Genomic DNA, 24,134 nt, shown 5'->3' with positions numbered 1-24,134 from the left:
GTGAGTCGGCAACCAGCCTTCGGCAGGTGCCACCGGGATCAATCCTAGGGATTTGCCTGCCGGACCGCACGGCCATTCCGCTGACAGTGGATTGTGACCCCTAGACTGGCGAAATGGATACCGAAAAACTCGCACCTGCCGGGCGCAACCGGGGACCCAGAATCGCGTCCATCATGGTGAACGCCGCCGACGCTGCCCGCCTGTCAGCTTTCTGGTCGGAGCTGCTGGACATGCCCGTAGCAGCGGAACATGAAGGTTACATCTGGCTTCGGCCGGCTGAACCGGGCCTGCCGCAACTGGCATTCCAACAAGTCTCCACACCCACCGAAGGGCGACGTCGCCTGCACCTGGACCTTCACGACGCAGATCCCTCAGCGCTGCGGCGCAAAGCTGAGACGTTGGGGGCTACTTTCGTGGAGGCGCACGACATCGGAGATTTCCACTGGGACGTCATGCAGGATCCCGAGGGCAACGAATTTTGCATAGCCCAGGAGTAGTCGCCTAAAGACAGCGTCGGAGAACATCAGTCCGTTAAAGTCAGCGGCCGTCCCGCACTGCCTTCAGGCAGAACAGGACGGCCGCCGGTACCTAAGGAGCTACCTGGGATAGGGCCCCGGATTAGTTCCAGAGGGTGGCGATCGCGATGTTGATCAATGCCAGGCCGCCCACTCCGTGGGCCAGGCCGGTAGACACCGGTTCGCCGTTCTTCACCTTGCGGGAGCCGATAACTGCGAGAACTGCTACGGCCACACCAATGGCGAACTTGACGCCGAGCTTGAAGTAGTTGGGATCGGCGTCAGGCAGCAAGGGGAATACACCCATCATGGCGATGCCTGTGAGGAGCTGCAGGAAGGCGCCATCGCGCTGACGTGGGTGGACCGTCGGCGCCTTGAGGGTGGCGATCCAGTAACCCACAATCATGGCTGCGCCGACGATGTGCAAGAACACCAGGATGTTGAAGAGAATACTCATGGCCCAAGCTTATCCAGTTGGTTCTACGTCCCGTAGCAAAGCCACGCTGATGCTGTCAGGTGCTTGGAAACAGAAAGGCAGGTTACCGGATTCCCGGTAACCTGCCTTTTGATACTGCAGTCAGTGCTGCTTATTGATGCAGGGTCTTAGAGACCGAGGTCTGCTTCGAAAGCGCCTTCTTCAAGGCGGGCCTTGAGGGTCTGCAGGAAGCGTCCGGCATCAGCACCGTCCACCAGGCGGTGGTCGTACGTGAGGGACAGGTACATCATGGAGCGGATGGCGATCGAGTCGTCACCGTTTTCGTCGGCAACCACGACGGCGCGCTTGACGATCGCACCGGTTCCGAGAATGCCTACCTGCGGCTGGTTGATGATCGGGGTATCAAACAGTGCACCAACGGAGCCGATGTTGGTGATGCTGAACGTGCCACCGGACAGTTCGTCCGGGCCGATCTTGCCATCGCGGGTACGGCCTGCGACATCGGCGATCTTGCCGGCCAGGCCGGCGAGGTTCAGGTTGCCGGCGTCGGAAATGACGGGAACCAGTAGGCCCTTGTCAGTGTCGACGGCGATCGCTAGGTGTTCGGCGTTGTGGTAGGTGATTTCCTGCTTCGACTCGTCGTAAGCAGCGTTCAGCTTGGGGTGCTGCTTCAGGGCCTCGGCCACAGCCTTGGCGATGAACGGCAGGAAGGTCAGCTTGACGCCGTTCTGGGCCTGGAACGAGTTCTTGGCCTTGAGGCGGAGCTTGGCGATCTTGGTCATGTCGACCTCGTGCACCTGTGTCAGCTGAGTGGAGACCTCAAGGGACTCGCGCATGCGGCGGGCAATGACCTGACGGATACGCGGGGCCTTCTCAGTGGTGCCACGCAAGGAGGATGCGACCACGGGGGCAGCGGCCTTGGCTGCCGGTGCTGCGGCCGGAGCAGCTGCAGCGGGGGCTGCGGCTGCCTGCTTTGCTTCCGCAGCAGCCAGAACATCCTGCTTACGGATGCGGCCACCGACGCCGGTGCCGGAGACCGAAGCGATGTCCACGCCGTGCTGGTTGGCAAGCTTGCGGACCAGGGGAGTGACGTAGCCGGATTCCGAAGAACCTTCAGCCGCGGGAGCAGCCGGAGCTGCGGCGGGAGCAGGCGCGGCTGCTGGAGCGGCCGGGGCGGGTGCAGCGGCCGGAGCAGCCGGAGCAGCAGCCGGGGCGGGTGCAGCAGCGGGAGCGGCCGGTGCCTCAGCCGCAGGTGCAGCCGGAGCGGGAGCAGATGCAGGCGCAGCTGCGCCGGAACCGATGACGGCCAGGACGGAGCCAACCTCTGCTGTCTCGTCCTCGCTGACACGGATTTCCTGCAGGGTGCCGGCAACCGGGGAAGGAATTTCGGTGTCTACCTTGTCGGTGGAGACCTCGAGGAGCGGTTCGTCGACCTCCACGGTGTCGCCAACGGCCTTGAGCCAGCGGGTGACAGTACCTTCGGTGACGCTCTCGCCCAATGCCGGGAGGGTCACTTCGTGGCCTTCACCCGAAGCGGCGGGTGCTTCAGCTGCTGGTGCTTCTTCAGCGGCGGGGGCGGCAGGAGCTTCCTCGGCCGGTGCAGCCTGCTCTGCAGGGGCTTCCTCAGCCGGTGCGGCCTCAGCTGCCGGAGCAGCTGAACCGGAGCCGTCGCCGATGCGGACCAAGGGGGCGCCCACTTCGGCCGTCTCGTCTTCAGCGACGAGGATTTCTTCGATGACGCCTGAGATCGGAGAAGGGATTTCGGTGTCTACTTTGTCGGTTGAAACCTCGAGCAACGGCTCGTCGATCTCTACCCGGTCACCAACCTGCTTGAGCCAGCGGGTGACGGTTCCTTCGGTGACACTCTCACCGAGGGCGGGCAAGTTAACGGATTCAGACATGTCGTCCCCGTTCTCCTTATTGATCTTTGTGCGGATGAATTCTGCTGGTCCGGATCGGGTGCATGCGGCATATTCCGCCGCATGCACCCGATCCGTTGGGTCTTGGTAAGACTTAGCCGTGGAGTGCCTTGCCCGCGAGGGCAAGGTGGGCTTCGCCCAGGCTTTCGTTCTGGGTGGGGTGGGCGTGGACCAGCTGGGCCACGTCCTCCGGGTAGGCTTCCCAGTTCACGATCAACTGGGCTTCACCGATCTGCTCGCCCATGCGGGAGCCGATCATGTGGATGCCAACCACGGGGCCATCCTTCTGGCGTACGAGCTTGACGATGCCACCGGTGCCGAGGATTGAGCTCTTGCCGTTGCCGGCAAGGTTGTATTCCTGGGTCTGCACCTGGTCGTCGCCGAACTTCTCCTTGGCGGCTTTTTCTGTGTAGCCCACCGTGGCGATTTCAGGTTCGCAGTAGGTGACCTTGGGGATGTTGATGTCCTCGACGATTGCCGGGTTCAGGCCGGCGATTTCCTCGGCGACGAAGATGCCCTGCTGGTAGCCGCGGTGCGCGAGCTGGACGCCGGGGACGATGTCGCCGACGGCGTAGATGTTGCCAACGCCGGTGTGGAGGCGTTCGTTGGTGATGACGAAGCCACGGTCGATGGTGATGCCTGCTTCTTCGTAGCCAAGGTTGGCGGTCACCGGACCGCGGCCAACGGCTACGAGCAGGAGGTCGGCTTCGAACGTCTGGCCATCAACCAAGGTGACCTTGACGCCGTCGTCGTTCTGCTCAACGCCCTGGAAGAAGATGCCGGTGGTGAACTTGATGCCGCGCTTCTTGAAGGCACGCTCAAGGTTCTTGACGATCGAGGCGTCCTCGTTGGGAACCAAGGAGGGGAGGCCCTCAATGATGGTGACGTCCACGCCGAAGGACTTCCAGACGGACGCGAACTCGACGCCGATGACGCCGCCGCCCAGGACGATGGCGCTCTTGGGGATGTAGTCCATGGTGAGGGCTTGGTCCGAGGTGATGACCTTGCCGCCGATTTCCAAGCCGGGAAGTGAACGGGAGTACGAACCCGTGGCCAGGACGATGTTCTTGCCCGTATAGGAGGTGCCGTTCACGACGACAGTGTTGTTGCCCTGAAGCTTGCCTTCACCCTCGATGACGGTGATGCCCTTGGACTTGATCAGTCCTTGGAGGCCCTTGAACTTACCGGCGATGATGCCGTCCTTGTACGCGTTCACGGCCGACATGTCGATGCTGTCGAGCGTGACATTCACGCCGTACTTGGCGGAATCCCGTGCGTGGTCGGCCAGTTCGGCCGAGTGCAGGAGTGCCTTGGTGGGGATACAACCGTTGTGCAGGCAGGTTCCGCCGAGCTTTGCCTTTTCCACAAGGCCAACGGTGAACCCAAGCTGTACGGCCCGCAGGGCAGTGGCGTAGCCGCCGCTGCCGCCACCGAGTACCAGGATGTCGAATTCTTGCGCAGTTGCCTGATCGGCCACTAAAACGCTCCCTCGCGTGAATGATGACACGGGACTGCGTGCCATCTGGTCTTTGGAACTTGTTCTGCCGTGATTATGCCAGCACCTAAGTTCTCTTGCATTTGTGACTATCGAGTTCACCTTAGCGAACCACCTACCCATGCTCCACCCTCTGCAGGCGTTTGTGGAGCGCTTGTGTCGAGACTCACGTTCCCTTGTGACACAGCGCTACACCCCGCATAATTCCGGGGTTGCGCCGGCCGCCGCCGAGGAACCGGCAAGGGGCCTGCGCAACCCGGAAGGGCATGGGGGAGCGGTGCTAGGCGGAGACCGCCAAGAGATCCTCAGCGTAGGCAACCAGGGTGCGGACGGTGCATCCGGTTCCCTGCTTGGGCGTGTAACCATACGGGGCGCCGTTGTTGAACGACGGGCCGGCGATATCAACGTGGGCCCACGGGATCTGCTGGCCGTCGTCGTTCTTGCCCACGAATTCACGAAGGAAGACAGCTGCGGTCATCATGCCGCCGTTGCGCTCACCGATGTTGGCGAGGTCCGCAACCTGCGAGTCCAGGCTGGGCCGGAGTTCTTCGGGGAGCGGCATCGGCCACACCAGTTCGCCCGCCCTGTCGGCCGCCGACTTCAGCGCTGCCGTGACGGAATCGGATCCCATGACGCCGGCAGTGCGCAACCCGAGGGCGATGAGCTGCGCGCCGGTGAGGGTTGCGACGTCAATGATGGCGTCCGGCTTCTCCAAGCTGGCAGCAACGATGCCGTCGGCCATCACCAAACGCCCCTCAGCGTCCGTGTTCAGAACCTCAACAGTCTTGCCGCCGTAAATGGTGAATACGTCAGCAGGCCGCGCTGCGGCACCGGAGGGCATGTTCTCCGCGATGCAGAGCCAGGCAGTTGCTTTCAGGGGCAGGCCAAGGGAGGCGATGGCCAGGACCGTGTTAAGTACGACGGCGGCACCCGCCATGTCGCTCTTCATGTCGCCCATGCCGAGGGCCGGCTTAATGGAAATGCCGCCGGTGTCGAAAGTGATGCCCTTGCCCACGAGTGCAATCTTCTTTGTGGCCTTGGCGGGGGCGTATTCCACCTTGACGAGGCGCGGTTGGCGGGTGGACCCCTTGCCGACGCCGAGAATACCTCCGAAGCCTTCCTTTTCCAGGCGCTTTTCATCCCAGACCGTGATTTTGACCGGAAGGCCCTTGGCGAGTTCCTTGGCGGACTCGGCGAACGACTCGGGATAAAGGTGGCTCGGCGGCTGGTTGACCAGGGTGCGGGTGGTGTTCACGGCACGAGCGAGGACAATCGCCCGATCAAGTGCCGGTTGGGCAGACTTGGCTTCGACATCCGAGAAAATCAGGGCCTTGGCTACTGGTGCCTTCAGTCCATCCTTGCTGGAACGGTGCTCTGTGTAGGAGTACGCGCCCAGGGCGGCTCCTTCGGCGACGGCTGCGACATCGGCGAGGGTCGCCGTCGGAAGGGCCAAGGTGACCGAAGAGGTGCCGGCAAGCTGGCGCACAGCGGATCCCGCCGCACGCCGCAGCGCTTCTTCGCTGAGGCTGCCGTCATCGGACAGCTTCCCGACGCCGGCAAGAACAAGAATCCCGGAGCCTGTTTCCGGAAGGCCCGGAAGGCGGTGCGCCTGGTCGGCTGCGCCGGTGATCCCTAAAAGCTGCAAGGAACCCGCAAGGGATTCGGCGGCCTTCGCGCTCAGCGGGTTGGAAAGCAATACCGGCCCGTCCGCGCCTTGCGCGACGCCAATCACCAGCGCGTCGCTGGGGGACTTTTTCAGGTCCTTGGCGATGATGCCCAGGATGATGTCAGTAGTCTTGACCACGAGGATGTGTCCTCACTTCTCTCTGCATTGCATGGCGGGGCCGCATGTTTGGCGGCCTGCCCCGGTACGCCCCCGACGTCTTCTTGCGACGGCGGCCTTGGTCTTCAGGTCCAGCGTCGCAAAAGGGCGCCGGCCCGTTTCGATCGTAGTCTCTAGAACGCTGCGGACGGCAATTAAATGAGAGCTGCGGCACATCAGGGGCAGGAATGCCCCTTGGCCGCCCAGCGTTGTATGGATTAATAGAGTCCCGCCGCCCAGCAAGTGCCCAGCGATGTTATGTCGCCCGGGTGTCATGTGCTGGGTACCGGAACCTCCCCGAACTTTGTCATTGCGAAAGGAACACGCCGTGTTTGAACGGATATCCGGCTCTCTCCTGGACCCCGAATCGCTGTACGCGCGAAACATCGAGACCTTCCACAGCCCCGAGCTTCGCGGGTTGAACATGGTCATGGGATTCACGGGCTTTGCCGATGCCGGTCACGTGGTCCGGCAGATCAACGCGGAACTGTTGGACGAACTGGGCGCCGAGGTGGTGGCCATGTTCGATGCCGACCAACTCATCGACTACCGTTCCAGGAGGCCCCACATCAGCTTTGTGGAGGACCATCTGCAGGACTACCAGGCGCCAAAGCTCGGGCTGTACAAGCTGAACGACGGTCTCGGCCAACCTTTCCTGTTGCTTGCCGGCTTCGAGCCCGACCTGCAGTGGGAGCGCTTCTCGCGTGCCGTCGTCGGAATCGTGGAAGAACTCGACGTCAACCTGGTGACCTGGATCCATTCCATCCCCATGCCCGTTCCGCACACGCGGCCTGTCGGGGTGACGGTCCACGGCAACATGCCGGACCTCATTGAGGGAATATCGAGTTGGAAGCCCACCGTGGATGTTCCTGCCGCCATTGGACACATCCTGGAACTCCGGCTCACCGAAGCGGAGCGCAACGTAGCCGGCTACGTTATCCACGTCCCGCATTACCTTTCCGAAGCTGAGTACCCGCCGGCCGCGGTCGCCGGTTTGGAATACCTGGGGGCGGCAACATCCCTCATGCTGCCGACGGACAGGCTCCGGGAAGCCGGCCGTGAAGTGGGCCGCCAGATCGCCGAGCAGATCGAAGCTTCCGAAGAAGTGCAGGCAGTAGTGACTAATCTTGAGACGCGCTACGACGAGAAATCCGAGGGCATTGTCCGCCGCTCGCTGCTGGCCGACGAAAATGATGAACTGCCCAATGCCGAGGACATTGGCGCAGCCGTCGAGGCGTACTTGGCCCGTAAAGACTCGCCTCAATAAATCAGCTTTGAGTTGCTGACAGGCATAATTGTGGGGTGAATGCTCCCCGCGCCTGGCTCATCTGGACGATCGGCGTGTTCGCCTACCTCGTGGCGGTGGCGCAGCGAACCTCTTTTGGTGTCGCAGGGCTGGAAGCCACTGAGCGTTTTCATGCCAGTGCCGCTGCCATCTCCTTTTTCACGGTGCTTCAACTCCTGGTTTACGCAGGGCTGCAGATTCCCGTCGGCGTCTTGGTGGACAGGTTCGGTTCGCGGGCCATGGTGGCCGGCGGGGCCGTGCTCATGGGGCTGGGGCAGCTCCAGTTGGCTTTCGCGGACAGTGTTCCCGGTGGCGTCCTGGGCCGGGTCCTGGTGGGAGCCGGCGACGCGATGACCTTCATTTCGGTGATCCGCCTGGTCCCCTTGTGGTTCGCACCTGCCAAGGTTCCGCTGGTCACACAGCTGACCGGCATGTGTGGCCAGCTCGGCCAGCTCTTCAGCGTGGTTCCGTTTGCGCTGCTTCTTCACAACGCCGGATGGACCCCCGCGTTCCTCACCCTGGCCGCCATGTCCGTGCTGGCGGTGGTCCTGGTGCTCGCAGTGCTACGGGACGCCCCACCCGGGCACCCGCCACGGGAATCCGGCCAGGGTCTCCGCGCTACCGGCATCTCGCTGTCCCGCGCATGGAAGCAGCCTGGAACCCGGCTGGGGCTCTGGAGCCACTTCACCGTGCAGTTCAGCGGCAACCTTTTCGCCATGACCTGGGGCTATCCCTTCCTGTTGTCTGCGCAGGGACTTGATGCAGGTACCGTTTCCGGCCTCATGGCACTCTTCGTGGCCACGGCCATTGTTGCCGGCCCTGGGTTTGGCCGGTTCGTCTCAAGGCATCCCATGCGAAGATCTGCCATGGTCCTGCTGATTGCGTTGGCGACCACCATGGCTTGGGCTGCAGTGCTGGTTCTTCCCGAGCGCGCGCCGCTGTGGCTCCTGGCCATTTTGGTGGTGGTGCTGGCCGTGGGTGGGCCCGGATCCATGATTGGATTCGACTTCGCCAGGACATTCAACCCTTCGCACCGGATCGGTACGGCAACGGGCATCGTCAACGTTGGCGGTTTTATTGCGGCGCTCGTCGCCATCTACCTCATCGGCGTGGTCCTCGACGTCCTGTATGCCAGCGGGTTTTCCGACGGTGATCTTTACGGGCTCGCACCGTTCCGAATCGCCCTCAGTGTCCAGTTCGTACTCCTTGCCCTTGGTACGGTGCTCATCCTGGCGACGCGGCGGAAGGTGCGCCGCCAGATGGCCTCCCAAGGAATCCACGTACAGCCGCTGATGGCCGCCCTTGCCAGGCAGCGCCGGGAAAGGATTGAGCGGCGGCGTGCTTCACGGCCCGTTTCTGCGGACGACCAGTAAGGGACAGTCCGGCGCTGCTTTACTTCCGGCGCTGTTTTACTGAGGCCGGTTTTCCACATAGGCAGGATGGTCACTGTCTCCTCCGGGAGGAGTTGAGCAGGGTGGAACCATGACTTCCAACAGAACGCTCAGCATCCACCAACCCGAAGACATTCTTGGCTACATCCCCCACATGTTGGGTTACTGGCCCGAGGACAGTCTTGTGGCCATCACCATGCAAGGGAAAGTCCTTGGCGCAACGCTGCGCGTGGATCTGCCGAAACTTGGTTCGCTCCAGGCCCGCTCATATTTCGCGGACCAGATCCGCAACTTCCTGGTTGCAGACGAGGACGCCAATGGGGTGGTTCTTGCCGTTTACACTGACACGGGATGGGCCGACGGCAGTGTATCCCGGCAGGCAATGCCGCTGCTTGAGGCCCTTCAACTCAGCCTTGATGAAGTGGACTTATCGGTTCGGGACGCGTGGCTGGTTGGCTCCGACTACTGGCGCAGCGCCTACTGCACGAATGTGGAATGCTGCCCTGATCCGGGACTGCCTGTTGATCGCATCAAGAACAGCAGGCTCAGCGCAGAACTGGTGTATATGGGGAGCTCAATCGGTCCATCGCCCAGGAGCGCTTCCGGAAAGCCGCAGTTTGCACGTCCCGGGGTGCTGGATCCTTTGGTGCTGGCAGCGGAGTCACGCTACGGGAAGCAGATCCTCAGTTCGTGGCGGAGTGAGCGCTTTCTGGATGCGGTCCTTGCGGTGTGGTGCCACGTGCTCGGCAGGTGCGAAGCAAATGACCCACTCCAGCCCGGGGTTGACGCAGAGCTCATGGGTTTCCTCAGAACCACCCTCAGGGTCCCTTCATGGCGGGACGCCGTGGTTGTGATGGCGGCAGCAGGCATGGAATCTGCCAAGTCCGGTGCCGCAGCCTTCGGACTTCTTGTTGAGGATAGCGGCGATACGCCTTTCGACCCACAAGAACTCGGTGTGCCGGGCTTGGTTGTTCCCGCCGACAACGTCACGTCTGGAGGAAATTCCTCCAGGGACGTCTTCACGTACGGCGATGTTTTGTTGGGTATGCAACCGGACATGCCCCGCTGGAGCACCCTCGATGCGCTGCATAAAGTTCTTGCCGGTTTATGTGTGGACGGTGAATCCGGTGTTGTACCTGCAGCGGCGCTGACCCTCCAAGGCTGGATTTCCTGGTGCAAGGGGCATGGATCCTTTGCACATGCCTGCCTCAGCCGGGCGGTGGCCGCACAACCGGGGTACCGATTGGCCGAACTGCTCATGGATCTCCTGGGCGAGGGGACCATCTGCCCGTGGGCACGGAACGCCGGCACTGCGTGGCGGGGGTTCAAGGACACGGTGGCATAGGCGGTTTGGAAATTCATCAGGCTTGCGTTTCGCAAAACCGTGAGACAATGGATGCCGAGACCCGGTTGGGTCCGCGTTCGAATGCCTGAATTGGCCCCTTGATCGGGAACAATACAGTGTCGTCGGGAGTTCTCTATAGAGACTCTGCAGACGGCGATCGCATTTGAAATTGATCGCGGACTTGACAGGGTCATAGTGGTGTTGCCCGTATGGTGATTCCACAGACCGCCGCTAGAAAGGTTTTCTGTGACTCCGTCTTCCGTCGAGAAGGAACCCGCCGCCCAGGCCGAACTGTCCGCTGAGGAAAAGAAGGCGGCAACATCGGCAAAGCGCGCCGCGACCCGTGCTGCCAACAAGGCCTCAGAGGGCGACTCTGACAAGCCGGCACCCAAGAAGCGTGGACCCAAGCCCGGCGCGAAGGCCGCCGCTGAAGCCGCGAACAAGTCCTCAGGCTCCGACTCTGAGGAGACCAGCGGCGAGGATGAAGACTTTGATCCCGCAGCTGCCGAGGAAGTCGAAGTCGGAGAAGATGACGTCGAGGACGGCGCCACGGCCACCAAGGACAAGGCAGCTCCGTCCGGTTCGGGATTCGTCTACTCGGATGCCGACGACGATGACGCCCCTGTCCAGCAGGTCATGTCGGCCGGTGCTACAGCAGACCCCGTCAAGGACTACCTGAAGCAGATCGGCAAGGTTGCACTGCTGAACGCAGAGCAGGAAGTCGACCTCGCCCTTCGGATTGAGGCCGGCCTCTTTGCCGAGGAAAAGATCAACGCTGACGACGGGTCCATGGATCCCAAGCTCAAGCGTGAACTTGAATTCGTCATCCACGACGGCAAGCGCGCCAAGAACCACCTGCTCGAAGCCAACTTGCGCCTCGTCGTTTCCTTGGCCAAGCGCTACACCGGCCGCGGCATGCTCTTCCTCGACCTGATTCAGGAAGGCAATCTGGGCCTTATCCGCGCTGTGGAGAAGTTCGACTACACCAAGGGCTTCAAGTTCTCCACCTACGCAACATGGTGGATCCGCCAGGCCATTACCCGTGCCATGGCAGACCAGGCCCGCACCATTCGTATTCCGGTGCACATGGTGGAAGTCATCAACAAGCTGGCCCGCGTACAGCGCCAAATGCTTCAGGACCTCGGCCGTGAACCGACGCCTGAGGAGCTGGCGCTCGAACTGGACATGACGCCCGAGAAGGTTGTTGAAGTTCAGAAGTACGGACGTGAGCCCATTTCGCTGCACACCCCGCTGGGCGAGGACGGTGACTCGGAATTCGGTGACCTGATTGAGGACTCGGAGGCCGTTGTTCCTGCCGACGCCGTTAGCTTTACGCTGCTTCAGGAGCAGTTGCATTCAGTTTTGGACACCTTGTCCGAGCGTGAAGCCGGAGTGGTGGCAATGCGCTTCGGCCTGACCGATGGCCAGCCGAAGACTTTAGACGAAATCGGCAAGGTCTACGGCGTCACGCGTGAGCGTATCCGCCAGATCGAATCCAAGACCATGTCCAAGCTGCGCCACCCGTCCCGCTCGCAGGTCCTGCGCGACTACCTGGACTAAAAACACCCAGAGTCAGTGATGAAGCGGCCCTGTCGGACTTTCCGGCTGGGCCGCTTTTCTTGTGCGCAGCATGCTGAACGCAGCCGACTGACCACAAGAGACTGAACGCAACAAGGCCCCTCCCGAAAGGGGAGGAGCCTTGTTATACGATCAAAAAGGGTTTCCGGATAGCCGGACTGCCTAGTCGACGGGGACGGGAGCCTTCTCGTTGAGGCGCTCGGTCTCATCGTGCCAGTCAGAAGTCATGGGCCGAAGCGTAGCTTCAACTGCACGTGCGTGGTGGCCGCAGAAGAGCAGCTCACCGCCGGAGGACTCGAGTACAACGCGGACGTACGCCTGGGCTCCGCAACGGTCACAGCGGTCAGCTGCGTTCAGCGTGCGGTCTGCAACTGCTGTTGTCATGTCGGCCTCCTTAGTAGTTCTGTACATCCATATAACCAGCATTCGACGCAGATCCATGGCAAGGATGGGTCACTTTCGCTGTCCGCGTATCACATGTGCGTAACGTAACCGGGCAGGCTGCGTCCGCGCTGGAGTGGCAAACCGTGTCTGATGCCTTCCCCGGCTAGGCTGGTACGGGCAGTGTTTGCCTTGAATTACCAGCCAAAACACGGTTGGGAAGCACCCCGAGATATACCCCGAAGGAGCACACCGCGAGTGGCACCGAGTTCTGAATACAACGCCCGGCATCTGTCCGTCCTTGAGGGCCTGGAAGCCGTCCGAAAACGCCCGGGCATGTACATCGGCTCCACGGACTCCCGCGGCCTCATGCACTGCTTGTGGGAAATCATCGACAACGCCGTGGACGAGGCCCTGGCAGGCTTCGGACATGACATTAAAGTCATCCTGCATGCCGATAATTCGGTCGAAATCCACGATGACGGCCGCGGTATTCCCGTGGACGTAGAGCCCAAGACCGGGCTCTCCGGCGTCGAGGTTGTTTTCACTAAACTTCACGCAGGCGGCAAGTTCGGCGGCGGTTCCTACACAGCCTCGGGTGGATTGCATGGCGTCGGCGCCTCTGTGGTGAACGCCTTGTCCAGCCGCCTCGATGTCCAAGTGGACCGCGGCAGCAAGACCTACCAGATGTCATTCCGCCGCGGCGAGCCCGGCCGCTTCATCGACTCCGGGGCGAAGCCGGGCCCCAATGCAACCTTCGAGCCGTTTGTTGAGAACTCGGTGCTGGATGTAGTGGGCAAAGCCAAGCGTGGTGTGACGGGAACCCGCGTGCGGTATTGGGCAGACCGGCAAATTTTCACCCCTGACGCCAAATTCTCCTATGACGATCTGGCAGCACGGGCGCGCCAAACATCGTTCCTTGTTCCGGGCCTGAAAATCACTGTGCGTGACGAGCGCAAGCTGGCCGGAACACCGGGGGAGGCCGGTGTCCATGAGGAAGTGTTCCACCACGACGGCGGCATCTCCGAGTTCGTTGAGTTCCTCGCTGCAGACTCGGGTGTGACGGACGTATGGCGCCTTCATGGTTCCGGAAAGTTCAAGGAAACCGTCCCTGTCCTCGATGAGAACGGGCACAGCAAGATCGCGGAAGTCGAGCGTGATTGTGAGGTGGACATCGCGCTGCGGTGGGGCATTGGGTACGAGACCACCATGCGCAGCTTCGTCAACATCATCGCTACGCCCAAGGGCGGCACGCACCAGTCGGGATTCGAAGCCGCCCTGCTGAAGACTTTCCGCAAAGCGGTGGAGACGAACGCCCGCAAGCTTAAAGCCGGTAACGACAAGATTGAGAAGGACGATATTCTCGCTGGTCTGACAGCCGTCTTGACTGTCCGGCTTGCCGAGCCGCAGTTCGAGGGGCAGACCAAGGAAATCCTGGGTACCTCCGCGGTCCGGGCCATTGTGGCCAAGGTGGTTGAAAAGGAAATAACCGCAAGGCTTGGCTCAGCCAACCGCAATGACAAAGCCCAGTCCGCGCTCCTGCTGGAGAAGATGGTTGCCGAGATGAAGTCGCGCATCTCAGCGCGCGTGCACAAGGAAACCCAGCGCCGCAAGAACGCCCTGGAAACGTCCTCGATGCCCACCAAGCTTGCAGACTGCCGCACTGATGACGTGGCGCGCTCGGAACTGTTCATCGTAGAGGGCGACTCCGCGCTCGGAACCGCCAAGCTTGCCCGCTCCTCCGATTTCCAAGCCCTGCTGCCCATCCGCGGAAAGATCCTGAACGTCCAGAAAGCATCCGTTGGAGACATGTTGTCCAACGCTGAGTGCGCGGCGTTGATCCAAGTTGTCGGCGCCGGCTCGGGCCGCAGTTTTGATATCGACGCTGCCCGGTACGGCAAGGTCATCCTCATGACCGATGCCGACGTTGACGGTGCGCACATCCGAACCCTGTTGCTGACCCTGTTCTTCCGTTACATGCGGCCCATGGTGGAAGCCGGCCGCGTGTTTGCAGCTGTCCCGCCCCTGCACCGCGTGGAAGTCATCAACCCCGGCCAGAAGGCCAATGAGATGATCTACACCTACTCGGAGGCCGAGCTTCACGTGCTCCTGTCCAACCTTGCCAAGGAAGGCAAACGCTACAAGGAGCCTATCCAGCGCTATAAAGGGCTGGGCGAGATGGACGCACAGCAACTGGCCGAGACCACCATGGATCCGCGGCACCGGACCCTCCGTAAGGTGGGAATCGAAAGCGCCCAGCGTGCCGAGGAAGTCTTCGATCTTCTGATGGGCTCGGACGTTGCACCGCGCAAGGAGTTCATCATTGCCGGTGCCGCCACCCTGGACCGGGAGCGCATCGACGCCTAACCGTGCTTTGGCGGAACCGGCGCAACATCAGCGGCCTGTGGTGTGCGGGCGCCCGGGGCGGCGAACGTAGCCGCTCCCACCGCCAGGGCCAAAGCGCCCAGTCCCCAGGGGAGCCCGGCCGCTACGGCAACGCCGCCCACCAGCAGCGGCCCGCCGGCGTCGCCAAGTTCACGACCCAGCTCGGCTGAGCCCATGGTCCTGCCGAGGCGTTCGGCCGGCGTCGCATCGGCCAGGTGGGCGAAGGCGAGAGGCGTGGAGACGCCGATGCCTGCGCCGATGAGCACTGCTGCGCAATAAATCCAAGCGGCTCCCGGCAATAAGCCGGCCATCAGGGTGCCTACCGAGATAGCCAGCAGGCCGGCCACCATGCCAGGCCTGCCGGCGATTCTTTCGTGGTCCCTCAGCCTGCCCACGCGGGGCTGTATCAGCGCCGAAGCTATGGCCAGCACTGTGACTACGGCAACGCTGCCCGCCGTTCCAAGCCCTTCCCGTGCGGCCAGCGCAGGGAGAAAGCCGACGGCGGCACCCAGTGCTCCCGTGGCAGCGGCCAGCACCAGGGTTGGTCCCAGGAATGACCGCTCGGTGCTTTGTCGCCATACATCGACGATGGTGTACCTGGGGCGGGGAAGCGGCTGCAGGCGGGGCATGGAAGCAAGGGCCCAGACAGCCACGCCCAAGCCCAGGGCGGCCAGGATCCCGAACAGGAGGCTGAAACCGCCGGTGATGATGGCCAAGGCTCCCAGCAACGGACCGATCGCGTAGCCGAGTCCTTTCCATGAGCCGTAGCGGCCAAAGTAGTGGCCCGTCCGGCCGCCTGCAAGCCGTGCAACGCTGGCGGAGGAGGCCGGTGAGAAGGCAGAAGCCGCCATCCCCTGACCCAGGCGGGCGGCTGCCAGCATGGCGGGCTGGTCCGCCCAAAGACCAATCACGGATGCGGCGGAGAAAGCCACAAGCCCGCCTACGATGACCGGTTTGGGTCCGATGCGGTCGCTGAGGGCGCCGAACACCGGTTTGAGGAACACTTCCGCGACGTCGTACAAAGCCAGCAGGATCCCCAGAGTCAGCAGGCTCAATCCGATGTCGGCGCTTTCTGCCCCGAGTCCCGCGGCAACAGCATGGGCGCCGAAGGCGGTGGTAAAGCCTGCGGCGTAGAGGGGCCAACGCTGGCTGGCAGGATCGAAAGACGGACGTGCCTCTGGTGCTTTCACTCCTTGAATGTAACAGCTGCTACATTCAGGAGTGTGATTGATGAACGTTGGTTGCTCATTCTCGTTCAAGTTCCTGCTCAGCCATCGCGGCACAGGGTGGCTGTGTGGCGGGAGCTGCGGCGGATCGGGGCAGTTCCCTTGTCGCCCGGAACCTGGGTTCTTCCCGCCCACCCGGCCTTCGATGAGGGCCTCGCCCGGACCGAGGCGCTGGTGGCGAAGGGGGATGGGTCCTGGACCTTGGTGGACGCTGCGCCCCGTGGAAAAGGCGCGGATACGTTCCGCGGCGCTTTCCAAGCTGCCAGGCTGGAGGAATGGAAAGAGTTCACGTCGGATTGCACCAAGTTCGAGCTTGAGATCGCCAAAGAGATTTCACAGGAGAAGTTCACGTTCGCTGAACTGGAGGAAGAAGAACAAAGCCTGGAGCGCTTGAGGCGCTGGTACAGGGAGTTGAAGTCGCGCGATGTCCTTCATTTGCCGCAAGCGACGGAAGCCTCAGCGCAGCTTGCTCAATGCGCAGACACCCTGGAGGGCTACGCGTCCTTGGTGTACGACGCGACACTGCCCCAATAGCCGGCCACGCTGGTCAGCCTAATAGTCCCGGGACGATCAACAGTGCAGTGGGCACCGCAAGAAGCAAGGCTGAGGCCGCCAGGACCAGCACTCGCGCAGCCCTGGTGAGTGGAGGCTTGGGTGAGAGCAGGCGGCTGACGCGTGACGCCGTCGTACGTGGAGAATCGGCGCCGCCGGTCGCGCTGACGGCATTGCCCTCGACGACGGCGCCACCGGCGCTGAGTGCTTGGCCGCCGGCCAGCGCCTGACTGCCGTTGAGTGCCTGCCCGCCCAAGGCGGGTTGTGAGGTCCCGCTGGCAACAATGGCGATGGCCTTGATCAGGGTCCCTTTGCTTTCGGTGCGGAGTGCGACGTCGTCGGCCAGCATTTCGATCAAAGAATTAACTGCTGTCTGGGCCAGGCGTGTGGTGGGGAACCATGGCAGGGCTTGCCGCCAAGCAGCAAAGGCCCATAGCAGAAGGTCGTGGCGTTGCGACAGGTGCGCGTTTTCGTGAATGAGCACAGCCCTGAGTTCGGCTGGCTCCAGCGCTGCCATGAGGCCGTCAGACAGCACGGTCACGGACCTGGCACCGCCGGGCAGGCAGTAGGCCACCGGAGATTCGTGGTTGATCACCACGGTGCCCGGGCCGTCGTCGGAAGGTGACGCGAGCAGTGCCAGCAGTTCACGATGCCGGCGGCGCTGGCGTTCGATTTTGTAGTAGGTCAGCAGCAGGGTGAAGACCAGATGCGCGGTCAAGAGGGCGGCGGCTGAGAGGGCAAAGAGGTGCCAGAAGCCCAGCGCCGTGGTGGGTTCGTTATTGAATACCATCCCGGCGAGGCTCTTCAGCCCTGCAATGAGGTTGTCGCCAATGGGCTCGAGGCCGTAGACGAGCATGGCGCCGATCATCGACAAGCCACCGGCGAGGGCTATCGCCTGCCATAGCACCATGGCCGTGAAAGGGGATCGCGCCGGCCACTGCGCGCGGGACAGTAAAACGGGTACCGGCCACGCCAGAATCAATGCCAGGACCGCAAGCAGGTATGAGGTCCAGAACATACTGGCTAATTGTAGCCGAGCAGTTTGCGCAGGGTAGCGGCTTCACTTTCGGTGACGGAGCCAATGAAGCGGGCCAGTACGGCCTCACGGTCCGGGGCGGAGCCCAGAACTTCGTGCATCAGCTCGGCCGTGTGGTCGGCGCGGCTGGAAACGGCCTGGTAACGGTGCGGACGCGTACCGCGTTCACGCTCCACCAGGCCCTTCTTCTCCAGGCGCGAGAGAACCGTCAGCACCGTGGTGACTGCCAGATCCTTGCCCTGATGACCTGCGGTGCCGTCGCCGGCCTCGGAATCCTGCGCCAAAAGATCACGCAGTGTATTGGCGGTTGCAGCCTCCTGGCCTGCCCAGAGCAGATCCATCACTGCCCGTTCCAGTTCCCCAAGACTTGCCATTTATACGTCCCTACCTTCCGCTTCCCGGTGCAGTGTGGCTACTGCGGGGAGCGATGATCCAACATTCCACAATAAATCTACCGCTTTTCAGACCTTCATTCTACGTGAAGTAGAACTATCGGCGCGCCGCGCCGCCGAGCGGACCCTTGCGCGTGGGTTACGCCACTTGAAGAATGGGTTTCGTTGCCCGTCAATTGTTCTACACTGTGTAGAAGAGAAGTTTTCTACGTGACGTAGAAGTAAGGTCATCGTACTTCGGTCCACCGCACAAAGGACAGCCATGGACGCCTTGGAAATCGCACGCTGGCAATTCGGTATCACTACCGTCTACCACTTCATGATGGTGCCGCTCACTATCGGCCTCGGCCTGGTGGTGGCAATCATTCAGACCATCTGGTACCGCACCGGCAAGCCTGAGTACCTTCGCATGACCAAGTTCTGGGGAAAGCTCTTCCTCATCAACTTCATCATGGGTGTAGCCACCGGCATCGTCCAGGAGTTCCAGTTCGGCATGGCGTGGAGTGAGTACAGCCGGTTCGTGGGGGACGTTTTTGGGGCTCCGCTCGCCCTTGAGGCTTTGCTGGCATTCTTCGTCGAATCAACGTTCCTGGGATTGTGGATCTTTGGCTGGAAGCAACTCAAGCGCGGCGTGCACCTGGCCTGCTTGTGGATCGCCGTCGTCGGCTCCGTCTTCTCCGCCTACTTCATCATTGTGGCGAACTCCTGGATGCAGCACCCCGTAGGCGTTGACATGGTGGATGGCCGGCCCGTGATGACCGACGCCTGGGCAGTGTTCACCAACAACACTGCACTGGTTGCCGTGCCGCACACTCTCTTTGGTGCACTGGCTGTTGCCGGCGCCTTCCTGCTGGGCATTGCCTGGTACCACCTGTGGCGTCGCCGCCACGACGGCATTGATGTTGTGGGCGAGGACGGCAAGCTGGTCCCCGGCGAAGCTGCCATCCCGGGCCGCGACAAGTCCGATTACACCGTGTGGATGAAGTCCCTGCGGATCGGTGCTGTGGTGGCCATGATCTCCTTCGCGGGAACCGCCATCACCGGTGACCTTCAAGGCAAGCTGATGTTCGAACAGCAGCCCATGAAGATGGCCGCCGCTGAAGCTGCCTGCCACGACGGCACGGGCTTCTCGGTGCTGAGCGTTGGCAACCTGGGAGCCACCAACTGCGACGACATCGTTGCAGTTATCGAAGTCCCCGGCATCCTCTCTTTCCTGGCCAAGGGTGACTTCACCACTGAAGTGAAGGGCGTGAACAGCCTTCTGGGTGAGTACAAGGAAAAGTACGGCACCCACCTGCCGGACAACCCGCTCTACGGTGAGCGCGCCGGACAGGAAATCCAATACGTGCCCGTCATGGAAGTGACCTACTGGGGCTTCCGTATGATGATCGGTTTCGGCGGCATTGCAGCGTTCGCCGCACTGCTGGCCCTGTGGGTAACCCGTAAGGGCGTCGTTCCCCAATCCAAGTGGCTCATGCGCCTCGCTGTCTTTGGGATCCTCGCTCCCTTCGGCGCCAACGCCGCAGGCTGGATCTTCACCGAAATGGGCCGGCAACCATTCGTGGTGGCGCCCAACCCGGACATGAACGGTATTGACCAGGTCTTTATGTTCACAGCTGCCGCAGTATCCCCGGGCGTCAGCGCGGGAGAACTCATGACCTCGCTGGTGGTCCTCACAGCCATCTACGCCGTGCTGCTGGTGGTAGAGGTCAAGCTCCTGGTCAAGTACATCCGTGGTGGAGTGGCCTCGGCGATGCCTGAACTGGCCCACGCCAAAGACTCAGACAACCAACCCGACAAGAATGACGACGACACCGGCCCGGACAAGTCCGGCGACGACGTCCTGGCATTCGCCTACTAAAGCCAAGGGGTACTGACAATGGAACTGTTGCCAACCATCTGGTTCGTGGCCATCGCGGTTTTGTGGACCGGGTATCTCTTCCTGGAGGGTTTTGACCTGGGCGTCGGCATGCTCATGAAGCTGTTCGCCCGCAACAACACCGACCGCCGCGTCCTGCTGAACACCATCGGCCCTGTATGGGACGGCAACGAGGTGTGGCTGCTCACCGCAGCCGGTGCCACCTTTGCAGCTTTCCCCCTCTGGTACGCCTCGCTGTTCTCCACCCTTTACCTCCCGCTCCTGGCAGTCTTGGCCGCCTTGATCTTCCGGGCTGTCGCATTCGAATACCGCGGCAAGGTGGACTCCGAGAGCTGGCGCAACCGCTGGGACTGGGCGATCGCCGTCGGGTCTTTCGTGGCCGCGTTCGGCATCGGCGCTGCACTGGCGCTCACCACCACGGGGCTGCCCTTGGACGCCAACGGAGACCGCAGCGGTGGCCCGATGTCCTGGTTCAGCGGCTACGCACTCCTGGGTGGTTTTGGTGTCGTGGCCTTCGCCCTGGTGCACGCCCTTGCGTTCCTGGCCCTGAAGACCGACGGCGAGGTGCGGTACCGTGCACGCCGCTGGTTTGTGCGGCTGGTTCCGTTTGCGGTGTTGCCGATGTTCGGCTGGATGGTGGCCGTTCAGTTCCTGAGCGGCAAACCGTGGACCTGGGCCTTGGTGGTCGCTGCAGTGGTAGCGGTCGTCCTGGCATGGAGGCTGGCCCGTACTGGGTCCGAAGGGCGCGCTTTCAGTGCGCTCGGCGCGTTCATTGTCTGCGCCACAGCCTCGATCTTTGGAGCCGCGTTCCCTGTGGTCATCCCCTCCACCATCGATCCCGCTTTCAACCTGACCATCTCCAACGCCTCGTCCTCGGACTACACCCTTGGCCTGATGAGCATCGTGGCAGCCGTTGGACTGCCCCTTGTGATCGCCTACCAGTCGTGGACGTACTGGGTGTTCCGACGGCGTGTCAGCGCGGCCCACATCCCCGAAGCGCATGGATTCCTGCCCGCCATCGCCGCGAAGGTCATGATTTCCAAAGACAGCTCGCCCTCCACTCCAAGTCAATCGGGAGACTAGTCGACCCATGAAACCCGTGTTCCCTTCCGGCCCGGCCACGCGATCGGCGCTCTACGCCATTGGCCTGATGTCCGCCCTCAAGGCATTGTCCCTGGTGCTCATGGCCCAGGCTGTTGCAGGGATGCTGGCAGGACTCGCCTCCGGGTCGGAGGAGTGGAACAACGGACTCGTCTGGGGTGCGGTGGGGGCAGTCCTCAGGTCCCTGACCGCCTGGGGCCAAGGCATTGCCTCCAGGCGGGCCGCGCTGGGCGTCAAAGAGGAACTGCGGGCACGGCTCTTGAGGCGCTCGCTGTCCGACGGCGGTTCGTCGCCCGTAGCGGGAATGAACGACGGCGGCCTGGCCATCCTCGCGACGCGGGGACTGGACGCGCTGGACGACTACTACACCCAGTACCTACCTGCCATCGTGAACTGCGCTACGGTCCCGCTGTTGATCGGAGCCCGGATCCTCTTCGCCGACTGGGTAAGTGCCGTGGTGATCGTCCTGACGGTTCCCCTGGTCCCGCTGTTCATGGTCCTGATAGGCAGGCACACCGAAGACACTGTCCAGGAAGCGCAAACCACGCTACGGAAACTGTCCGGCCACATACTGGAGCTCGCCAAAGGCCTGCCTGTCCTGGTTGGCCTGGGCCGTGCCACGGAACAGCGCGCAGCCTTGGAAGACATCTCCGAGCAGTACCGCACCCGGACCATGGGCACCCTTCGCACGGCGTTCCTCTCCGCGCTGGCCCTCGAACTCATTGCAACCATTTCCGTGGCCGTGGTGGCAGTCTTTATTGGCGTCCGGCTGGTACATGGGGACATGCCCCTCGAAGCCGGCCTGCTGGCACTGATCCTGGCCCCGGATTGCTACCTGCCCCTCCGGGAGCTCGGTACCGCGCACCACGCCAGCGATGACGGCAGGGCGGCCCTCCAGACCACCAACAAAGTACTGGACGCCCCTTCGCATGAGCGCCTCCAGAATGGCGGGACGTCCGACGCAGCCCCGGCCGGAGTAGTGGTGGCCGACGTGTCGGTGACGTACCACGGAAGGTCCGCTGCCGCCGTCGGGCCTCTCAGCTTCACCGCCCACCAGGGGAGCGTAACAGCCCTCGACGGTGACAGCGGCGCCGGCAAGAGCACGGTCCTCGGGGTCCTCGCCGGCCTCATCGGACAGGGACCCGGCGCCGAGGTCACAGGAGTCATCACAGGTGCGGCAGCAAAGACGGTGGCGTGGGTTCCACAACACCCCGTCATGGCCGCCGAAACAGTGCAGCAAGAGATTGAGCTCTACCTGGACGGATACGTCGGGAACACCGCTGACGCCGTGACCCGCGTCCTAGGGAAAGCCTCGGCCGACCACTTGGCAGCCAAGCATCCCGCCGAACTGAGCCCGGGCGAACTGCGCCGCGTAGCACTTGCCCGTGGATTGGCCCGAGTGGAAGCCGGCGCGACGCTCTTGCTGCTGGATGAGCCCACCGCCCATCTTGACCCGTACTCCGCCAGCGTTGTCCGCCACGCCATCGAGTCACTTCGCGGCAACGTCACAGTGATCCTGGTGGCCCACGACGCCGCCACCCGGGCGCTCGCCGACCAGCTCGTGCCTGTAGGGCAAAAGAACTCCGTGCCTGCCGTGTCAGCGAAGAACGCACAGCGCACCGATGCCGCAGCCCAGCCCAACAATGCAGTCCCCGCGAAAGACGCTGCACTCCACGGTGATCTCCTTTCCGTTCCCGCGAACGGTAGCGCGCAGGGTCTTCTGCGAGTGTTGAAACCCGTGCGCTGGAAGTTCGCCGCCGCCGGAATCGTGGCCGTAGTTGCCGCCCTGTTCGCAGTGGCGTTGTCGGGACTGTCCGGGTGGCTGATCATCCGGGCCAGCCAACAGCCACCCATCCTCTACCTGCTAGGCGCGATCGTCGGAGTCAGGTTCTTCGGCATAGGGAGGGCCGTGCTGCGATACTGCGAGCGACTCCTGACCCATGATGCCGTCTTCGCTGCCATGACCCGCCTCCGCGGCGCACTGTGGGCATCACTGAGCCGCAGGGCGCTGTCTCTCCGCCGCCTCCTCCAAGGCGGCAACGTCTTGGGCTCCATCGTGGACGACGTGGACACCCTCCGCGATCTCCTGCCCAGGGTTGTCCTCCCGCCCATGACCGCCGTGGGAGTCGGGGCCGCGGCGATCCTCGCCACAGCCATGGTCTTACCGGAGGCTCTGGCAGCGGTGGTGATGGCCGCCGTCGTGGGGCTGATCCTTGCCCCGACCCTGGCCGTCCTGGCTGACAGGAACGCAGCCAAAGCCGAACAGCACATGCGTTCAGTAGTGCTTCGGGGAGTGGCCGCCGCCCTTGACGCCCGGGCGGAACTCAGCGCCAACGGAGTGAGCGAGCCCGTCCTCGGTGCACTGCGCGACAAAGACCGCACCGCCACCCTCTCTGCACAGCGCTCGGCATGGGCTGAAGGGCTCGGCCAGGCCGTGATCGTTCTCGGGTGCTCCATGGCCGCATTGTGGGCGGGCGTCCTGAGTGCGCCCGCCGTTCTGAACGGCACTGTCGCCCCTGAACTCGCAGCCGTCATAGTCCTGATGCAGCTGGCCCTGGTTGAACCATTCGGGGGCATCGTATCCGCCGTACGCCAAGCGCCCGCGCTCGCAGATGTGCTGGGCCGGGTGGCGGCATCCGGCGCTTTGGACGCTCCCGCTTCACTGAACCAAGCGGAAGACCACGACGGCGGCATCCGGCGCCTGCCGGATCGGCCCGGCAAAGCAGGACTGGAATTGATAGGTGCATCAGCGGCCTGGCCCGGTGGGCCTGACGTCTTTACTGGTGTAAATGCTGTTGCCGAGCCTGGCCGCTGGCTTGCCATAACAGGGCCTTCGGGCGCAGGGAAGTCCACGCTCCTCTCCGTGCTCCTCGGATTCCTGCCGCTGACGGAAGGAACTGTGCAGCTCTCCGGCACAGCGGCATGGTGCCCCCAGGAGGCCCACCTGTTCGACTCCACTCTTCGTGGCAACCTCCTGCTGAGCCGGCCGGCCGGAGCGAAGCCCAGCGAGGCGGAGATGCACAAGGCCCTGGCCGACGTCGGACTTGATTCAGTGGTGAATGCGTTGCCGGATGGGCTCGACGCCCGCATAGGTCCCGGTGGTTCATTCCTGAGCGGCGGCGAACGGCAGCGGCTTGCCATGGCCAGGACCCTCCTCACCGGAGCCTCCGTGTTGTTGCTTGACGAACCAACTGCCCACTTGGACGCGGGCTCGGCCCGGGAAATGATGGCTATACTCCGCAGCGGGCTCAAGGACGTCACTATTGTCCTGGTCACCCATAACCCGGAGGACATTGATCCGGCTGATGCGCGGCTTGAACTGCCCGCGGTCCGATCTGCCGTCAAGCGAAGTCCGGGCGCGGCGGAACTGGTGGGAAGGCCTACTGCTCAGTAGCC

Annotated in this window: 18 protein-coding genes; 10 read left to right on the top strand and 8 right to left on the bottom strand. The window is 62.8% G+C overall.

Annotation, left to right across the window (positions count from 1 at the left end):
- Positions 1–113: 113 nt before the first annotated feature.
- Entirely contained in the window at positions 114–497 is a 384-nt protein-coding gene (locus tag J3A64_RS09665) for a VOC family protein (RefSeq protein ID WP_011774457.1), read from the top strand.
- Between the two features lie 121 nt (positions 498–618).
- Here the strand turns inward: J3A64_RS09665 and J3A64_RS09660 are convergent, their stop codons facing one another.
- The 4 genes from J3A64_RS09660 to J3A64_RS09645 all read right to left on the bottom strand — a co-directional run bounded on the left by J3A64_RS09660 (position 619) and on the right by J3A64_RS09645 (position 6,169).
- Positions 619–972 (bottom strand): hypothetical protein, encoded by a 354-nt coding sequence (locus J3A64_RS09660; RefSeq protein WP_011774458.1) that lies wholly within the window; start codon positions 970–972, stop codon positions 619–621.
- A gap of 146 nt (positions 973–1,118) precedes the next feature.
- A complete protein-coding gene (gene sucB / locus J3A64_RS09655) occupies positions 1,119–2,852 on the bottom strand; it encodes a 2-oxoglutarate dehydrogenase, E2 component, dihydrolipoamide succinyltransferase (RefSeq protein ID WP_014921386.1) in 1,734 nt (577 codons plus the stop codon).
- 112 nt (positions 2,853–2,964) lie between these two features.
- Positions 2,965–4,347, bottom strand: coding sequence for a dihydrolipoyl dehydrogenase (lpdA, locus tag J3A64_RS09650; RefSeq protein ID WP_026005508.1), 1,383 nt, complete (start codon positions 4,345–4,347; stop codon positions 2,965–2,967).
- A gap of 298 nt (positions 4,348–4,645) precedes the next feature.
- The gene (locus tag J3A64_RS09645; RefSeq protein WP_014921387.1) at positions 4,646–6,169 is read right to left on the bottom strand and encodes a leucyl aminopeptidase; all 1,524 of its coding nucleotides are present in this window, start codon (positions 6,167–6,169) and stop codon (positions 4,646–4,648) included.
- Positions 6,170–6,515: 346 nt separating this feature from the next.
- On the opposite strand from J3A64_RS09645, the gene J3A64_RS09640 reads away from it, so the two are divergent.
- The 4 genes from J3A64_RS09640 (at position 6,516) to J3A64_RS09625 (ending at position 11,768) form a co-directional block, all read left to right on the top strand.
- Positions 6,516–7,454 carry a proteasome assembly chaperone family protein gene (locus J3A64_RS09640; protein WP_043470029.1) on the top strand — a complete coding sequence of 313 codons (939 nt, stop codon included), beginning with the start codon at positions 6,516–6,518 and terminating at the stop codon, positions 7,452–7,454.
- Between the two features lie 35 nt (positions 7,455–7,489).
- Complete coding sequence (locus J3A64_RS09635) at positions 7,490–8,845, top strand: nitrate/nitrite transporter (RefSeq protein WP_210064201.1); 1,356 nt, start codon at positions 7,490–7,492, stop codon at positions 8,843–8,845.
- 109 nt (positions 8,846–8,954) lie between these two features.
- Positions 8,955–10,208, top strand: coding sequence for a DUF4192 domain-containing protein (locus J3A64_RS09630; protein ID WP_210064200.1), 1,254 nt, complete (start codon positions 8,955–8,957; stop codon positions 10,206–10,208).
- Between the two features lie 246 nt (positions 10,209–10,454).
- Positions 10,455–11,768: an RNA polymerase sigma factor gene (locus J3A64_RS09625; protein ID WP_011774465.1), complete on the top strand. Its 1,314-nt coding sequence runs from the start codon at positions 10,455–10,457 to the stop codon at positions 11,766–11,768.
- Positions 11,769–11,948: 180 nt separating this feature from the next.
- Here J3A64_RS09625 and J3A64_RS09620 read toward each other — a convergent pair whose 3' ends face one another.
- Positions 11,949–12,170: a hypothetical protein gene (locus J3A64_RS09620; RefSeq protein WP_018778705.1), complete on the bottom strand. Its 222-nt coding sequence runs from the start codon at positions 12,168–12,170 to the stop codon at positions 11,949–11,951.
- Between the two features lie 255 nt (positions 12,171–12,425).
- Between J3A64_RS09620 and J3A64_RS09615 the strand changes: the two genes are divergently transcribed.
- Positions 12,426–14,534, top strand: coding sequence for a type IIA DNA topoisomerase subunit B (locus tag J3A64_RS09615; protein WP_210064199.1), 2,109 nt, complete (start codon positions 12,426–12,428; stop codon positions 14,532–14,534).
- Here the strand turns inward: J3A64_RS09615 and J3A64_RS09610 are convergent.
- Positions 14,531–15,742: an MFS transporter gene (locus J3A64_RS09610; protein ID WP_210064198.1), complete on the bottom strand. Its 1,212-nt coding sequence runs from the start codon at positions 15,740–15,742 to the stop codon at positions 14,531–14,533. The genes J3A64_RS09615 and J3A64_RS09610 overlap by 4 nt on opposite strands.
- Positions 15,743–15,775: 33 nt before the next feature.
- Here J3A64_RS09610 and J3A64_RS09605 point away from each other — a divergent pair, with 33 nt between their 5' ends.
- A complete protein-coding gene (locus J3A64_RS09605; RefSeq protein ID WP_011774469.1) occupies positions 15,776–16,312 on the top strand; it encodes a Chromate resistance protein ChrB in 537 nt (178 codons plus the stop codon).
- 13 nt (positions 16,313–16,325) lie between these two features.
- On the opposite strand, the gene J3A64_RS09600 is transcribed toward J3A64_RS09605, so the two are convergent.
- Both J3A64_RS09600 and J3A64_RS09595 read right to left on the bottom strand, forming a co-directional pair.
- Positions 16,326–17,348: a M56 family metallopeptidase gene (locus J3A64_RS09600; protein ID WP_014921394.1), complete on the bottom strand. Its 1,023-nt coding sequence runs from the start codon at positions 17,346–17,348 to the stop codon at positions 16,326–16,328.
- A gap of 5 nt (positions 17,349–17,353) precedes the next feature.
- Positions 17,354–17,740, bottom strand: coding sequence for a BlaI/MecI/CopY family transcriptional regulator (locus J3A64_RS09595; RefSeq protein ID WP_011774471.1), 387 nt, complete (start codon positions 17,738–17,740; stop codon positions 17,354–17,356).
- Between the two features lie 280 nt (positions 17,741–18,020).
- On the opposite strand from J3A64_RS09595, the gene J3A64_RS09590 reads away from it, so the two are divergent.
- Genes J3A64_RS09590 through cydD form a run of 3 tightly spaced genes read left to right on the top strand, consistent with a single transcriptional unit; the run spans position 18,021 to position 24,132 of the window.
- Entirely contained in the window at positions 18,021–19,619 is a 1,599-nt protein-coding gene (locus tag J3A64_RS09590) for a cytochrome ubiquinol oxidase subunit I (protein ID WP_014921395.1), read from the top strand.
- Positions 19,620–19,637: 18 nt separating this feature from the next.
- Positions 19,638–20,720: a cytochrome d ubiquinol oxidase subunit II gene (gene cydB, locus J3A64_RS09585; protein WP_014921396.1), complete on the top strand. Its 1,083-nt coding sequence runs from the start codon at positions 19,638–19,640 to the stop codon at positions 20,718–20,720.
- A gap of 7 nt (positions 20,721–20,727) precedes the next feature.
- The gene (cydD, locus tag J3A64_RS09580; RefSeq protein ID WP_014921397.1) at positions 20,728–24,132 is read left to right on the top strand and encodes a thiol reductant ABC exporter subunit CydD; all 3,405 of its coding nucleotides are present in this window, start codon (positions 20,728–20,730) and stop codon (positions 24,130–24,132) included.
- Positions 24,133–24,134: the final 2 nt, after the last annotated feature.

Origin of the sequence: Pseudarthrobacter sp. PvP004, from assembly GCF_017876035.1 — a bacterium.
In the GTDB taxonomy this organism is placed as follows: domain Bacteria; phylum Actinomycetota; class Actinomycetes; order Actinomycetales; family Micrococcaceae; genus Arthrobacter; species Arthrobacter aurescens_A.
This window is presented reverse-complemented; position numbering and strand designations above follow the sequence as displayed.